Origin of the sequence: Anaplasma marginale str. Florida, from assembly GCF_000215485.1 — a bacterium.
Lineage (GTDB): Bacteria > Pseudomonadota > Alphaproteobacteria > Rickettsiales > Anaplasmataceae > Anaplasma > Anaplasma marginale.
The window spans coordinates 1-15,423 of the sequence record NZ_AFMS01000006.1 but is presented as its reverse complement, the minus strand read 5'-3'; the positions used below and the strand labels follow the sequence as shown (position 1 = coordinate 15,423).

Annotated in this window: 14 protein-coding genes, 1 tRNA gene and 2 pseudogenes; 11 read left to right on the top strand and 6 right to left on the bottom strand. The window is 51.1% G+C overall.

The genetic code is table 11. From position 1 onward, the window contains the following. The 4 genes and pseudogenes from GAC_RS00290 to GAC_RS00275 form a co-directional block, all read right to left on the bottom strand. Positions 1–299 (bottom strand): annotated as a pseudogene (locus GAC_RS00290) (ABC transporter substrate-binding protein); the annotation flags it as partial. 3 nt (positions 300–302) lie between these two features. Continuing rightward, on the bottom strand, positions 303–1,196 hold the full coding sequence (locus tag GAC_RS00285; RefSeq protein ID WP_010268585.1) for a cation diffusion facilitator family transporter: 894 nt from the start codon (positions 1,194–1,196) through the stop codon (positions 303–305). An 18-nt stretch (positions 1,197–1,214) separates the two neighbouring features. Beyond that, positions 1,215–1,287, bottom strand: a tRNA-Val gene (locus GAC_RS00280). Between the two features lie 135 nt (positions 1,288–1,422). Beyond that, positions 1,423–2,085: a heme exporter protein CcmB gene (locus tag GAC_RS00275; RefSeq protein WP_010270727.1), complete on the bottom strand. Its 663-nt coding sequence runs from the start codon at positions 2,083–2,085 to the stop codon at positions 1,423–1,425. 100 nt (positions 2,086–2,185) lie between these two features. Between GAC_RS00275 and GAC_RS00270 the strand changes: the two genes are divergently transcribed. Continuing rightward, on the top strand, positions 2,186–2,599 hold the full coding sequence (locus GAC_RS00270; RefSeq protein WP_010266066.1) for a TraR/DksA family transcriptional regulator: 414 nt from the start codon (positions 2,186–2,188) through the stop codon (positions 2,597–2,599). Between the two features lie 327 nt (positions 2,600–2,926). On the opposite strand, the gene bioD is transcribed toward GAC_RS00270, so the two are convergent. Beyond that, on the bottom strand, positions 2,927–3,610 hold the full coding sequence (bioD, locus tag GAC_RS00265) for a dethiobiotin synthase (RefSeq protein WP_010270732.1): 684 nt from the start codon (positions 3,608–3,610) through the stop codon (positions 2,927–2,929). A 75-nt stretch (positions 3,611–3,685) separates the two neighbouring features. Here bioD and ftsY point away from each other — a divergent pair, with 75 nt between their 5' ends. The 5 genes and pseudogenes from ftsY (at position 3,686) to GAC_RS06190 (ending at position 9,952) form a co-directional block, all read left to right on the top strand. After that, on the top strand, positions 3,686–4,603 hold the full coding sequence (gene ftsY, locus GAC_RS00260; RefSeq protein WP_010266070.1) for a signal recognition particle-docking protein FtsY: 918 nt from the start codon (positions 3,686–3,688) through the stop codon (positions 4,601–4,603). Between the two features lie 289 nt (positions 4,604–4,892). After that, positions 4,893–6,329, top strand: coding sequence for an isocitrate dehydrogenase (icd, locus tag GAC_RS00255; protein WP_010268592.1), 1,437 nt, complete (start codon positions 4,893–4,895; stop codon positions 6,327–6,329). 140 nt (positions 6,330–6,469) lie between these two features. Further along, positions 6,470–8,229: pseudogene (gene recJ, locus GAC_RS00250) on the top strand (single-stranded-DNA-specific exonuclease RecJ). A gap of 464 nt (positions 8,230–8,693) precedes the next feature. Further along, positions 8,694–9,569: a CCA tRNA nucleotidyltransferase gene (locus GAC_RS00240; protein ID WP_407059589.1), complete on the top strand. Its 876-nt coding sequence runs from the start codon at positions 8,694–8,696 to the stop codon at positions 9,567–9,569. Further along, positions 9,554–9,952, top strand: a complete 399-nt coding sequence (locus GAC_RS06190; protein ID WP_407059588.1) for a hypothetical protein — start codon at positions 9,554–9,556, stop codon at positions 9,950–9,952. The genes GAC_RS00240 and GAC_RS06190 overlap by 16 nt, the downstream gene beginning before the upstream one ends. Before the next feature lie 136 nt (positions 9,953–10,088). Here the strand turns inward: GAC_RS06190 and ndk are convergent, their stop codons facing one another. Then, the gene (ndk, locus tag GAC_RS00235; RefSeq protein ID WP_010268610.1) at positions 10,089–10,529 is read right to left on the bottom strand and encodes a nucleoside-diphosphate kinase; all 441 of its coding nucleotides are present in this window, start codon (positions 10,527–10,529) and stop codon (positions 10,089–10,091) included. Between the two features lie 228 nt (positions 10,530–10,757). On the opposite strand from ndk, the gene GAC_RS00230 reads away from it, so the two are divergent. From GAC_RS00230 to GAC_RS00205, 5 genes are all read left to right on the top strand, one after another. Further along, positions 10,758–11,321 carry a helix-turn-helix domain-containing protein gene (locus GAC_RS00230; RefSeq protein WP_012659109.1) on the top strand — a complete coding sequence of 188 codons (564 nt, stop codon included), beginning with the start codon at positions 10,758–10,760 and terminating at the stop codon, positions 11,319–11,321. A gap of 414 nt (positions 11,322–11,735) precedes the next feature. Then, positions 11,736–12,728 carry a P44/Msp2 family outer membrane protein gene (locus GAC_RS00225; RefSeq protein ID WP_010268627.1) on the top strand — a complete coding sequence of 331 codons (993 nt, stop codon included), beginning with the start codon at positions 11,736–11,738 and terminating at the stop codon, positions 12,726–12,728. A 290-nt stretch (positions 12,729–13,018) separates the two neighbouring features. Continuing rightward, positions 13,019–13,831 (top strand): P44/Msp2 family outer membrane protein, encoded by an 813-nt coding sequence (locus tag GAC_RS00220; RefSeq protein ID WP_010270747.1) that lies wholly within the window; start codon positions 13,019–13,021, stop codon positions 13,829–13,831. Between the two features lie 32 nt (positions 13,832–13,863). Next, a complete protein-coding gene (locus tag GAC_RS00215) occupies positions 13,864–14,757 on the top strand; it encodes a P44/Msp2 family outer membrane protein (protein ID WP_010266103.1) in 894 nt (297 codons plus the stop codon). 428 nt (positions 14,758–15,185) lie between these two features. Next, positions 15,186–15,423 (top strand): P44/Msp2 family outer membrane protein (locus GAC_RS00205; protein ID WP_141562636.1); only part of this gene is annotated, 238 nt, incomplete at its 3' end.

The following is a 15,423-nucleotide window of genomic DNA, read 5'->3' as shown; positions in this document are numbered from 1 at the left end:
AAATCGAGCGCACTATCCACGACTTCTTCGAGCAGCGGCTCAACGGTTTCCCCGCCCCTCGATACTATGGAGTACACTCGCGCCTTGAGAGTTTCAATGAAGCCGCAAATCTCCTGGTGATTGCTGCACGTTTCAAAACGGGTAGTAAACCCTCCAAGAGATATAAGGGCAAGACACATTGCCAGAACACAGCCTACATCAGTGCATCTTTTGTACATTGCCAATCTCCTGGGAAGCATGTGCAATGCTATACTACCAGTTGTTATCTTAACATTAACCATTACTACACCAGACAGCATAGCTCAGCTAGCATCGGAACATTCTCCGCATTCAATCTCTATGGTCACGTGGGGTATGCCGAATTTTTCGTTGAGTAACCTCTTTATTGATATCAAAAGTGCAGAATGTGCTTCGTTGCTCGCCAGAGGTGTTGGCACCTTCACGTGCATTGTCATTATGGGATAATTATTGGTCAAAGACCACAGATGAACATGGTGCACGTCAATAACCGCGGGAATGTTGCTGAGAATTGAATCTTTTACCTCTTCAATGTCTATATTTTCCGGCTTTCCCTCCAGTAAAATATTGCCGGAGCTTTTCACTATTTTAAACGCACTGTAAAACATTAGAATGCTGGCAAACACAGACAACAAGGGGTCAACAATCTGCCATCCGCTAAGCATGATAACAATAGAAGACAAAACAGCCGCGACGGAGCTTAGCAGATCTCCCAAAACATGCAGCACCGCACTTTTGATATTTAAATTATGTTCGTCCTTTCTGTATAGAATTACAAACACCGTTACGTTCGCCACAAGACCCAGCAGCGCCACTGTTAACATGATCTGCCAGTGCACCTCAACCGGGTAGATGAACCTCTTTGCTGATTCGCAGACTATTAGAATTGCCACCACAAATAAAGAAACGCCGTTGATGAATGCAGCCATAACTTGAAATCTGTGGTAGCCATATGACCTGCACGCATCAGACTCCTTCACGGCAAATTTATATGCGAGCCAGCTAAGCGTGAGTGCCACAAGATCTGTAAGCATATGGCCAGCATCTGAGAGCAGCGCGAGGGAGTTTGACGCCAGCCCTCCTATAACTTCGGCTGCCATTGCCACCGCAACCACAACTATGGATAGCGCCATTCTTCTGTGCGTATGCGGGCAGAACTCACCGTCATAGCTAGACATACGCACCACCCTCGTGAGTGGGTAATACTGGACTCGAACCAGTGACCTCTTGCACGTCAAGCAAACGCTCTACCACCTGAGCTAATCACCCAATGCTTACTACTATAGGCCATGTCCACTAAAAGTCAATTCGCTGTGGCTCCACCAACCCGCAGACCAGAGTATGCACCAAGGAAAATTTGCGCGCTGAACAAATTTTGAAACTGCGCCTCTGGCCCCGCTGAAATCAGTCTTTCTCCACAGCAAGACGAACAGCTGCCAGTACAAAAAATACGCTTACTGGCACCAAACATAGCACACCTACCCCTAACAGGGCGGTTGTTCGGGTAAAGGTGAAATCTACCATGCCCTCAAGACAAAGATGGGAACACACGACCACTGGTACAATCATCGGGAAAACCAAAATCTGGGCCGTAATTAGCTTCCCCTCACCACCCAAGACCAGGGAGTGCCCCACGGCGGACACGCAGTTGACGACCAGCAGCCCGACACCTAGCACCAGCCCTAGGGCAACCGCATAGTGGATGCTTCCCCCCAGTATTGTGAGTTGGATTAACGCGGCGGCTATGCTTATAGGTACCGAGATGCAGATCCAATGCGCAAGTATTTTTAGGAAGATAACAGCCTCTGGTAGCAGATCTTGTATAAGCAGTTGTTCGAGCACTCCGCCACGATAATCATCTTCCAGCAGCGCCTTGATAGATGTCTGCGTGGCTGACACACCACAAATCCAGAACAGACAAGGCACAACCTCATTCACGCATGCTGGCGGAAGTACAAAAAGTGCGATACCCACTACTACTACAAACAGTAAAACAACTTGTGCAGCATTACCGGTATCGCAAGACATGATTTTTAGCTCGCGCATTAGCACGCTTCCATGGGACACGATAGGACACTATGTATAACCCTCTAGCAGCATAGTGGTACACCAAATGTTAAGCAAGCATTCTTAGGATTTCAGTTATGCGATAACACCGGAGGGTGATGTGTTGTCTAAGTACACCTTGGATGAAGAAGATGAAAACTACATGAATCCCAAGCAGCTGGATTATTTTAGAAACAAGCTTATAACGTGGAAGCAGGCGCTGCAGAAGGAATCCGAGGAGAAGGCCAGGGAGGTTTTGCAGTCTCACACAGATGCTGACCTAACCGATATGGCCACCAGAGAGTACGATACAGACTTAACCCTACAGACGTGTAATCGCAATGATGCTCTGACCGTGGAAATCGACAAAGCGTTGCAGAGAATTGACGACGGCCTGTACGGTTACTGTGAAGAGACCGGAGAAAAAATTGGCACTGCTAGACTTGAGGCAAACCCAGTAACCCTGTATTGCATAGAAGAGCAAGAAAGGCGGGAAAAGCAACAAAAACTATACAGCGACGAGGAAGAAGATTAAGGCGCCAGTTGCTGAATGCAAACAGCAACCCGGCACGTTCGCGTGGCGCAGCATATAATCAGCACAATATAGCCCGGCACAATAAAACGAGGTTGTCTGAGGCCGGCGCTGCCGTGTGTGCGCTGCCCCAATGAAGTCCACTATTCATTCCCCTGCCCCACCAGCACCAATTTTTCACATTTGCCGCCTTGCATGCAGTAGCATGGGGCCGGGCCCATTTGACGGTTGGCATGCGCTGTATAGATAGGAAGAACTCGCGCCTGTGCGCCCCACGGAAGTGCTGTGCTTCCCACCTATGCCATACGGGATGTAGCCCTATGACAGCAATTAAGTGCCGCTGCCCGCAATGAAGTCCACTATTCCCCTCCCCACCAGCGCCCACTTTTCATGTTCGCCACTAACGTGGTCCTGAACGTATGCTGAACGTCCACAATAGGAACGCAGGTACTCTACCAAATCTGTGCAATATGTGCTGTCCGAGTCCTTTAGGGTAATCACAATCTTCACCTGCATACCCCTCAGCGCTTCCAAAGCCGTCAACACGTGGCTTATGCTCCCCAAATATGGGTTTACAACCAAAACCACAGCGACATCCAGATCTTTTATTAAGTCTATGCAGCTTTTTTCATCCGTTAGTGGGGACATAACTCCGCCAACGCCCTCAATTAATATGTGTCCGGGCACATTTTTGCAACGCTCGGCACAAAACCGCAAAATCTCGCTATAGTTCAGATTAACACCTTCCATCCTTGATGCAATATTCGGGGCACGCGGATGTTTTAACCTCCACGGAGAAACCTTATCCACGTTCTCTTGGGTAAAATCATATCCTAAGCTGGAGATAATTTGAAAAGTGTCGCTAGATCCCGGATTATCCTCGTCGTACCCGCTTACTACCGGCTTAATGGCTTGCACAGTTTCACCAATTCTTCTAAAATTCCAGCACAGTGCTGTGGCAATGAAGGTCTTTCCTACATCTGTTCCGCAGGATGTTATAAAGTGCGCTTGCATTGATGGAAGCTCCCCCAAGGTGCCGTGGCGATGGTACCACGTGTACCAGGAGTTTCAAGCTGTTGGGTCTAGTTTATGGAATGTGATCAAGGGTTGTTGGGTAGCTTAAAGGACAGCCTGTTGAAAACCTCGTCTAAGCTTAACGCGGGAATCAGAAAGCTGTTCCGGGATGGCCAAAAGGTCGACCAAGAAACTTTGAAGGAGTTGTTGCACCTGCTCATATCGACCGATATGGGGCGCGAGAGTGCGTCTTTTTTCACACAGAAGATAGCTGCAATGCAGTTTAGCGAACCCAGCTGTGCCCGGGTACGAGAAACACTGGCTGAAGAAATCGAGGCATTTCTCACCAAGGTCGCCGTTCCAATATCTATAGAGCACAGCCCCCAGGTGGTAATGTTATGTGGGGTCAACGGCAGTGGTAAGACTACCACAGCCGCTAAACTTGCGCGCAAATTCCAGCGGGAAGGCAAATCTGTACTCATGGGTGCGTGTGACACCTTCCGTGCAGCTGCGGTTAGCCAGTTAAAGATTTGGGCCGATAGAATATCTTGTCCAATTATAGCGGGGGAGGCCGGGGCTGATGCTGCAAGTATAGCATATAAGGCGGTTGATCAAGCCATACGCGAGAAAATAGATGTGGTGCTTATAGACACCGCTGGGCGCCTACAAAACCACAAAAATCTAATGGAAGAGTTGGCCAAGGTACGCCGCGTGATAGGCAGGCATGACAAAAAGGCTCCACATAACACTATAATAGTGCTAGACGCAACAATAGGGCAAAATGCATTCTCGCAGGTTGAGCTCTTTTCAAGTTTTGCTGGGGTGAATGGCATAGTGCTCACCAAACTAGATGGCACAGCCAAAGGTGGTATAGTGCTAAGTGTAGCACAGAAGTATGGCATACACATACATGCGGTGGGAGTCGGCGAAGGTATAGATGACCTGAAGGATTTTTCCGCCCGGGAATTTGCCAGGGGGCTTTTGGAAATTTAACTTCTAGCCGGCACGCCGTGGCGGGTGGTACGCGCTCTACAAGCACTTTGCCTACATAGCAACCTTGCAATCTCAACAAAGTTGGTCGTGAGGCCAACGCTGGGTACCTGCTCTGCTGATAGCGCCACATAAACCTATACCGGCATGCGTGAGTGTTAGAGTGTGCTATAATGGCTGATATTCGCCTTTCAGTATATGATTAGCCGTCAGCTTTACCCACAGCGCGTGTATTTAACGTTTCCCATTTGAGCAATATTCGCTATACTGTGGGCTCTTGTGTTGGGAGTCTATGTCAGTACCTATAACCGTAGCGTATGGAGATGGAGTAGGGCCGGAAATTATGGAGGCCGTGCTGTTCATCTTGAAGGAGGCCAGAGCAGATGTTTCTATAGAAACCGTGGATATAGGCCACAACCAGTATAAAAAGGAGTGGACTTCTGGCATCGCTCCTTCTGCTTGGGAGTCAATCAGCAGGACTAGGCTGCTGCTTAAGGCCCCTACTATGACCCCACAGGGCAGTGGGCATAAGAGTTTGAATGTCGCCCTCAGGCAGAGGCTGGGGCTTTATGTAAACGTGCGGCCCTGCGTTTCTTATTTTCCCGTTGTAGGCACTAAGCACCCAGATTTGGATGTGGTAATCATCAGAGAGAATGAGGAAGACACCTACAGCGGTGTTGAGCACAAACTATCTGAAGACACCCATGAGTGCGTGAAGATTTCAACCAGGTCCGCCTCGGAAAAAATCTGTGCGTATGCGTTTAACTACGCCAGGGCTCACAATAGAAAGAAGGTTACGTGTTTCGTGAAAGATAACATCATGAAAATGACTGACGGAATACTGCACGCTTCTTTCGACAAGGTCGCCAAGGGCTATCCAGATATTGAAGCAAACTACTACATAGTTGATGTGGGCATGGCTAAGATCGCCAGCAACCCGGAGGATTTTGATGTTGTGGTAACCACAAATCTGTATGGAGACATTGTATCAGACATAGTGTCGCTCTCTTCTGGGTCTATAGGGCTGACTGGCAGTGCGAACATAGGTGATTATTACGCCATGTTCGAGGCAGTACACGGCTCAGCACCCGATATAGCAGGCAAGAATGTGGCCAATCCCTCAGGGCTGCTCAACGCGGCTGTGCAAATGTTAGTGCACATCGGGCAGCTGGACAAGGCCGGGGTGATCCGTAACGCATTTTTGAAGACCTTAGAAGATGGCGTGCATACTGCCGATATATATAGCGAGAAAACCAGCTTGCGTAGGGCATCCACCATGGAGTTCGCGCAGGCAATAGTGGGAAACTTAGGAACAACACCTCAGCGGCTTAAGGGCCTCTCTCTCGGCAAGGAAACACCAAGTACCGGGAGTTCGGGCTACGTGCGCAGCAATCCCAAAAGGGTGTTGGTGGGCGTTGATGTCACGGTACATTGGGACAAGGGCACTGACATCAAGGAGTTAGTTGGGTCCCTTTCAGGGCTCAGTTCGGAACTGAAGTTGCAGCTGGTGTACGCCAAAGGACTGGAGTTGTGGCCTAAAGCTCCATATTCTTACACGTACGTCGATCTTGTGTCTTGCAGGTTTTACGCGGAAGGGAAGGAAGAGGATGGCGTTGACGGCCGGGAGGTTGGAAATCTGCTGCTCAAAATGGAAGACGCTGGCATAGACACGGTGAAGATGGTGAAGTTGTACCTGTACGATGGGGGCCAGGGGTTTTTTACTCCGTAGCAGCTTTGGATCCTGAGCTCAGTCAAGCGTTCGTTCGGGAGTTTGGGGTTGCAGTGTGTAGCTACGTTTATAGCCGCTCTGTAGGGCTGGTGCCGCAACTTTAAAACACAAGGCCGTTTGTAGGTCACCGGGGTTGAGTAGTGCAAGATGTAATAGAAGCAACAGACGCGGCACTGGAGTACGTTGGTGTTGGAGGGGCAACGTGGAGGGTCTGTGAAGTACCCTGCCGGGACGTAACAACAATTATGCAGCGCTTCGGGATTTGTGAAGTGGTAGCCAGGGTGTTGGCAACTCGCGGTATCCCCATAGAAGAGATGGAAAATTTTTGTTTCCTACCCTGAGGCTCCTGCTGCCGGATCCGTTTCACCTGCTAGACATGGACAAAGCCGTAGCGAGGATACACGATGCAATACGCAATGGGGAGAGCATCGCAATTTTCGGCGACTACGACGTTGATGGCGCAACATCCTCTGCCATGTTGTGTAGATACCTGCGTGGCCTGGAGGTACACACAAAAATTTACATCCCTGACCGCGTTGAAGAGGGCTACGGACCAAACTCCGCCGCAATGTTAAAACTACGTGAGGAAGGTTATAGCCTCTGTATTACCGTAGACTGCGGCACGTTGGCCTACGAACCCATATTAGCAGCACGGTCTGTAAACCTTGATGTCATAGTCGTCGACCACCACATTGGAATAAACACCCTGCCCAAGGCCGTTGCGGTAGTGAATCCGAACAGACTGGACGAATCCTCTGAGCATACATACCTGTCGGCCGTTGGTACATCTTTTTTGCTGTTAGTGGCACTACAAAAAACCCTGAGAGAAGCGGGGGTTTTTGCGCACAGAAGCGAGCCAGATCTCATGAACTACCTCGACTTGGTTGCGCTGGGCACCGTTTGCGATGTTATGCCAATGATAAAGCTCAACAGAGCAATGGTCAGGCACGGACTGAAGGTGATATCCGCCCGGAGTAACGTGGGGCTTAGAGTGCTCGGAGACGCCATTGGGATAGAGGAAAAGATCAGCGTTTATCACCTGGGCTTTAGCATAGGGCCACATATAAATGCCGGGGGGCGGGTCGGCAACGCAAGCCTGGGAGCCAGCCTTTTGTCTAGTGATGACGAGAGCGAGTGCGAGAGAATATCCTACATGCTGCTGAGCTTGAATGCTGAAAGAAAAGAGCTGGAAAAGCGGAGTTTGGAAGAAGCGTTGCACCAAGCAGAGCGGTTAGTCGCAGCAGGTAATAATGTCATCATGGTTGCGGGCACCTGGCACGTGGGCGTAATAGGAATTGTGGCGAGCAGGCTTAAGGAGAGATTCCATCTACCATCAATAGTGGTTTCGCTAAGCGGAAATCTCGGCAAGGCGAGCGCCAGATCCGTTAGCGGTATTGATATAGGAGCGGCAGTGCTCGCAGCAAAACTTGAGCAGTTAATACCTGAGGGCGGTGGACATGCTATGGCCGCGGGATTTTCAGTGTGCGCAGACAAGCTTGAGGCATTGTACTCGTTCTTCTTGGAAAGGTTTAAGCACTCCGACATACAGAAAGTCTCGTATGCTTGCGGCATATTAACCGCAGGGGCCGTGAACTTTCCACTGTGGAGGGAGCTGCAAATGCTGGAACCGTTCGGCCCAGGAAATCCAGAGCCTAGATTCATCCTTAAAAATGTAGAAATCAGAAAACCCGAAGTCATGGGTGGCAGCCACGTTAGGTGCCTAATATCCGGTGACAATGCACTTGTTAAGGGCGTGTGCTTCAAGTGCATAGGCACAGAACTGGGCACAACGCTTCTGCAGCGCGGGCGATGCGTTCATCTGCTCGGCAAAATCAGCGTAAACCAGTGGCGGGGAAATGAGTACGTGCAGTTCGTCATAGACGATGCGGCATTGCCGTAGCTGGGCAACTACTAACGGCACCCCCGGCAATTTTGGCTTTCAGGCATTCCACACAGCAGAAAAGGTGCACAAAACACAGCCTTAGGTAAGCAAACTGCGCAAAACGCGCAACAACAGAGCGTGTAAGTATAAATCTGTTGTAAACTTTGCCAGCAAATTCTCCAACAAGTTCGTACGAGTCTTGCCTCCTGCACATAAATTCACGTCCCTGACAGCGCGCATGCTTCGTGCAAGAGTTGCTTAAGCGCGCCACACTGCATGTTTCATGCTGCATAACAGCAACTCAAAGCAGTAGTTGTTGTCTAACAGGCGCGCCAGAGTGGGAAATGTGGCTTATGTTCATCACATATCTTCAAACCCGCATTCACCGCGATAATTATTACATGGCGCTACCATAAGGAAAATTTTCTGTCTTTTGCGCGGAAGTTTGCTAACATCGGTGGAAATTTTTCATAGCACGAATAATGCTAAGTAAACTCGTGGCCGATCCCGGTGTAGTTCGGATAGTGGAAGCTATAGAGGGTGCACGCGGAAATGCTAGACTCGTGGGCGGTTGCGTGCGTGATAGCGTGCTTGGTCGCGATACTACCGATATTGATCTTGCCACCGATTTAGTGCCAGAAATGGTGATTCAGGCTCTGGGCAGCGCAGGAATCAAGACGATACCCACAGGCATAAAGCATGGCACTGTAACCGCGGTGGTAGCGGGTATCCCGTATGAAATTACCACGCTGAGGCGTGACTTAGAATGCGATGGTCGCCACGCGGCTGTTGCGTTCACGAATAGCTGGATGGAAGATGCCTCTAGGAGGGATTTTACGTTCAACGCCCTATACTGCGACAAGAGCGGTAAAATTTACGATTATTTCTCTGGCATGCAAGACTTGGAAAATCGGACTGTGGTCTTTATTGGAGATGCGGAAGCGCGCATTAATGAGGATTTTCTGCGCATACTAAGGGTGTTTCGGTTCCACGCGTCTATATGCGACAAAAGCCCATTGAGCGAGGAAATTATCTTCCTTTGCAACAAATACGCGGATAGCCTCGCCAAACTATCCAGAGAGCGCATACGCAGCGAGTTTTTCAAGCTACTGGCGTGCACAAACTGCGCATCTACACTCAAAATAATGGAAGGGTGCGGCGTATTACACCAAGTAGTGCCCTATCCGGTACAGATCGGCAGGCTGTCATGCACACACTTGGCGGGTAGAGCGCCCATAACCAAGCTTGCGGCCATTTTGAAAGGATATGCACACACCGATATGTCAGGTACAGTAGAGGGATTGGAAGCACTACTGCGCTTGTCTAGAAAGGAAAAAAGCTCTTGGAAACACTGCTGACAACCAACCTGCCCTTCCCGCTTTCCACCACACAACAACAGAAGTATCTTAACGACCTGGGTACAGATGTATATAGAGACCTGGTAATAGTCAGCTTCCTAAGCAAAGAAACCTTGTCTGCAAGCGCTTTCCTGGAGCACTTGGAGTATACGAAACAGTTTGCGCCTTTGTCGTTACCTGTTTCTGGGAAGGATCTGGCCAAACTGGGATATAAGGAAGGAAAATTACTCGGACACACCCTAAAAAGGTTAAAGGAGACGTGGGAACGCAACCCACAGAGTGTAACCAGGAACCATTTGCTGCTGTTGGCAAAAAAGCTCTTAGAAGCCCAACAGGCGGCAAGTTGCGGAAATGTTAATTCACGAGGTAAAAGAAGCGTTTAAGAGGTCCTACGCACCAAGGACTCTGCGTTTTACCACGCGCTAGACGCACGTCAGAGACCTCAGAACTTTGTGCCGTGCGGCCTACACATTTTAGATATCGCTCACAAGAAAATAGTTACAAGAAGGCAGCCGTAGGCTATTTGCCATTGGGCATGCTGCTCATGATTTCGTGTTCTTTAAAAAAGAACTTTATCTCCCACTCAGCGTTTTCCAGGCTGTCAGAGCCGTGTACGCAGTTTGCATCTATACTCTCTGCCAAATCTCCTCTTATCGTACCAGGGGCCGCTTCGCTAGGGTTCGTGGCACCCATAACATCTCTGTAAGTTTTGACAGCAGATTCACCAACTAGCACCTGCACTACAACTGGACCAGAGGTCATAAAACCTACCAGGCTAGGGAAAAACGGCCTTGCTTTATGTACCGCATAGAAGGCCTCCGCCTGCTCATGCGACAATGCACACATCCTCTGGGCAACAATGCGCAGCCCCGCCGCTTCTATGTAGGATAGGACACGGCCTATTATACCACGTTCAACAACGTCAGGCTTTAGTATAGATAGCGTCTTTTCAAACATCATGGCTCCTCCTAGAACGATCGCCGCATGCTAGCATAAAACGCGCGCACTAACAAGTGCCCAGCGCGCTGCCTCAAAAAATCTCCGGAAGTTTCCCGGATATTTATTGATGATTTTATTTTTAATCTAGCATACCATTTACAGTTTTATTATTACAACCATACATTAAATAACTGTTGCATTAACATTATGTATGATTTATCCTAAGTTATCTGAGTAACATATGGGATAATGTTTATGACTTCTCGAACACAAAACCAAAGTTCCATACCCATAATTGTTGAGGGCAAAGCCAGACCCCACCCGGTAGACGAGTATGTCGGCAGGGAGATTAAGAAGCAGCGGATCATGAAGGGCATGAGCCGGAACCAGCTCGCAAGCAGGTTGGGAATTACATTCCAACAAGTACAAAAATATGAAAAGGGTACCAACCGTATTGTGATCAGCAGATTGTATGAGCTTGCAAGGGTTCTGGGCATCGAAATCAAAGACCTGATTGCAAAGCTGCAAAACGACTTACGGCCTATCACCGATGCGGGCGATGCAACAGATGCCGCGCTCAGGGAAGGCGAAGAGTCCTCCCTAGAGGAATTTGGCCAAAGCTATAACGATGGCAAAGAAGTCCTTATGCTGGTAAGAGCATATCGTCGCATCAAGAGCGATAAAATGCGTGGCGCGATTCACACTTTGGTGAAGGTAATGTGCGCGGAACAGCAGCAGGATGACTACGAGCATTCTGATGCGGACGAGGAGCTCGGCTACGAGCACGACCCCGAATCCGAAACGGGAGCCTAGGTTAAGACTCGGATAGACTGTCACTATTAATAGTGTACGCGGGTTGGCGCATTTGAAGTTCGCAGCGTGGTGAGAGCGGCATGGCATCAGTGCCGCTTCTGCAGGGCTGCTTTCACCTCTTTGCTGGCTTCTTTATGTGCTAGTCAGTCTCACGCGTGTGTCAGTGCATCCTCGTGTGCGATGCCGTGCTTTCGCGTCACACAGTCTGACTTTGTCGCGCCAATGCTGCATCGCTAGTGGTATATTTATCGCGCCAGGTCTATTGCATTGCATATTGGTAACAGCAGCGTGGATTGTTTAACAACTCCTTTATATGAAGCAAGCATTCCCTAAATGTAGATTGCATGCATTTGACACACCATTGTGGTTCATCTATCCTGGCACGTGCGCTGAAGTGTTGGGTACAGTTTTGCTATGAAGAAGGTCTACGGCTTGGTTTACGCTGCGTTGTCTTTGTTGTTCACGCCTTGTGGGTCATTTGCTTCCCCCAGGCCCATAGACTTTTCTAGGGGCGAGGGTGCGTCGGGATTCTTCGCCAGTGTACAGTACAAGCTGGCAGTCCCGCACTTTAGGGACTTTATAGTAGAAGACAAAGGTAAGGCGCTTAATACGTTTGCCATGAAGGAAAAACAGCAGGGTGGCACCGCTAAGGCAGCGGCGGGCGCTGCAACGCCTCCAGCGGCCCCATCCGGCGCCGAGGCTCCACCCGCTAAAGGGCCAGATCTAGCTTCGGGCGGCAGCTTTGAGGGGAAGTACTCCCCTGAGTACCTTAGGAGTGCTAAGGCTGGGTCCGTATCGGTTGGGTACTCCGCTGGAAATGTGCGGCTGGAGGCTGAAGGCATGTATCAGAAATTCCCCGTAGATACCAAGAAGTATAAGGATAATCCTGAGCGCGCGTATCGTTTTGCCATTTCAGCGCCTGATGAGAATAGCACAACTGTTGCTACAAGGCCGCAGGAGCCCTACCACATCACCGCTGAGAATAAGGAAGTGACCACAGCATCCCTGATGGCCAATCTGTGCTACGACCTCTTGCCTGAGTCCTCCCAGATCTCTCCAAGCGCCTGCGTTGGCGGTGGTGGCAGTCTAGTCAGGTTTCTGGGCGTGACCGAGGTGCGGTGGGCGTACCAGGCAAAGGTTGGGGTGCAGTATTTCGCGTCTAGGAAGGCAGCCCTGTTCGCGTACGCTTATGCAAGTAGGGTGCATCCGGAAAAGTTTTCCAACATACCTGTAGTACACCACATCAAGACAGAGTCACCTAAAGGATCCCAGGGTGCAGCAGGTAGCGGTGGGGGCGAGAGCAGCGCCCAGGCGGCCGGCGGTAAGCTGCCCGGTTTGCTATACCCGCAAGCGAGCTTGGGGCTGGACTATTTTGGGTTTGAGTGCGGTATCAGACTCGTACTTTAGAGTCTAGGTCGGCTCTATACCCCCGCGGTTAGGAGGCGGCGTCAGCTGTGATATCCGCATGGTTGAGGGTGACGCGCTTGAATAAATCGTTAAGGCACATCATTTAAATTGCAAAATATATTGCCAGCTCTCTTGACTTAATTCTTTTTTAGTATACCTTATGGGTGTGTGGGTTGCACACACTACCCTCTTCTGTGCGCAGATGGGGTGTTTTTGGGTCGGTTTGTTGGATTGTTTGTATGTCGATTCGCGGAAGAGCCTGTTGTAGCATCCTTGCATGTGGGGCGCTGGTGGCGGCTTCTGGCGCGGTGTGCACCGGCGCCAACGCGGGGACTAGGGGCTTTTACGCCACACTGGGCGGGGAGCTCGGTGTAGCCAACTTCGGCTTTCCCTCCGTAAAGACCCACGGAGTGCCGGGTGCAGTGTTGGGAGTCGATAAGGGTAGCGAGCAGCTCGTGCGGTTTGCAGAGCTTGGTCTCGCCGCGCCCACGCGTGACGGGTTTGGCGCGCATTACCTCCCTAAATATGAAAACAGCCTCGGTTTGTCGGGTGCCCTGGGCTACAGCTTCGACTCTTTTAGATTGCAGCTCAGCGCTTATAGCAGCAGTTTCAGTGTTGACGGCGGCAGCTATGCCGTGAGCGGCAACGCTGCCTGGTTTGCATTCCCAAGCGGCAAGGTCTCCTCTGATGGCGGGTCCACGGCCGAGTATCACATTGGGGAGGTTTCGGGGGTCGGCCTGAACTCCGTCGAGCTTAGCGCATGCTACTCCGGCGTTGGCGCGTTCGGCAGGCATTTTGGGCTTTATTCCTGCCTGGGCCTCGGGGTTTCGTCTGTAGATTATTGGGGGTCCCGTGGTAGCTTGGTGTTGTCGTGGAGCGGCAGAACCGGCGTCGAGTATAACTTGGGCCCGCGGCTCTCGCTGTTTGCTGAGGCGTACTACCTGGGTACGGATACTGAAGAACATGCTGGGGGTGGGCCAACGCTCTTGAGTACCACAAGTAGTGGCGTACCCTCTGTGGACGCGGACGTCCTTCCGGTGCTTAGTGTAGGTTACTTCGGAGGAATCGCCGGGGTGAGATGTGCATTTGGTGATGGTTTTTAGGTTTAGATGGGATTTTGTGGTCGGGTTTGTATATGAGTCGTAAAAGTCTGTTCGTGCTGCCTTGTCTTCTCTTTGTGGCGGTGTCCACCGCCGGGAACGGGGCGGCTCCCAATGTTGGTAGCGCCGCACCGGGCGTCGGGGCGGAGGGTGAGCTCTATGTAGCGGCTCAGTACAAGCCGGCACTGCCTGTGGTGCGGGAGTTCGCCGTGCGTGAAAACAGGCTTACCGCTCCAAGCAAGCTTTTTAGGCTCGCGCCCAGCACATCTGTTCTGACTGCCGAGCAGGCAACGGGTGCTACGCTCTTAGACTCTCCTCTGCTCAGGGCTCTGCGGGGTAGGAATAACTTTGAGCCTAGCTACACGCCATCATACGAGGTCAGTATGTGTGGGGTTTCAGGTGTGCTGGGCTACTCCAGAGCGGGCACCAGAGTGGAACTTGAGGTTTCTTTTGAGGATTTCAGGGTTAAGAAGTCCGGGAAGCCGGTGCTCAAAGGCGGGCACGAATATTTTGCCGCTGGGAGAACCAGCGACACTCAGCGGGTTGTTTTTGCAAATCGCGCAATCTCTGCTGGCTCAGCCGTAGTTAGCATCTGTCGCGATTTCCCTGCAGGCCCCTCTGGAGGAAGCGTTACCCCGTACACATGCCTGGGCGGCGGCGTGGAGTTCCTTGACATTCTTGGCATGGCGAACACACGCTTCGCATACCAGGCGAAAATGGGCGCAGCTTTAAACTTGCACCCTCGTGCCAGCATCTTCGCAGCAGGTTACTACCGGGGAACCCTGGAGCGGGCTATTAGGCCCCTTCCTGCCGTGGTCGTGATACCGGCTACTGCTGGGGAGGGGGAGAACTTGGGCCTGCCACCGTTCGAGGGTAACGCAGGAGTGCGGTACCTTGGCGTCGAAGCAGGCATAAGGGTGTTACTTTGAGGTAGCTTTATGTGGGGAGCGGCATGAGTTGCAGAGCATTTTCCTTGAAGGGACTGCTTGCCTTCACGCTGTTGCCAGGCTCTCTGGCCACAGCGGCGCGCCCGTCCTTGCTGAGGGTGGGTGGCGAAGCATCGGGGCAGCAGACCTCAGGTGGTGGCTTCCACGCTGCTGGAGGAGCTAGCGCCACTAGGGGTAGGTTAACCTCCGCCTCGGCTGTAAGTGCACCCCAAAGTTTCGGGGTCCTTGGCAGTACGGTGTGGGAGGATGGTTTCCTACCAAGCGTCTTTTCCCCAGCTCAGGAGTTGTTAAGTGCTGCACTGCAGCCAAGTCCAACACCTTCAAGCTGGGTTTTTGGACGTACAGCGATTAGTGGTGTACGTGGTTTTCTAGAGCGTACGGTTTTTTTGGTTTTTTAGGAGTTAGGTTTTATGAGTGCTGTAAGTAATAGGAAGCTTCCCCTAGGAGGCGTGTTGATGGCTCTGGTTGCAGCGGTTGCACCAATCCATTCTTTACTGGCTGCCCCTGCAGCTGGTGCTGGCGCAGGCGGCGAGGGTCTATTTTCAGGCGCCGGAGCCGGGAGTTTTTACATAGGACTGGACTACAGCCCAGCATTCGGCAGCATCAAGGACTTTAAAGTCCAAGAGGCTGGCGGCACTACTAGAGGTG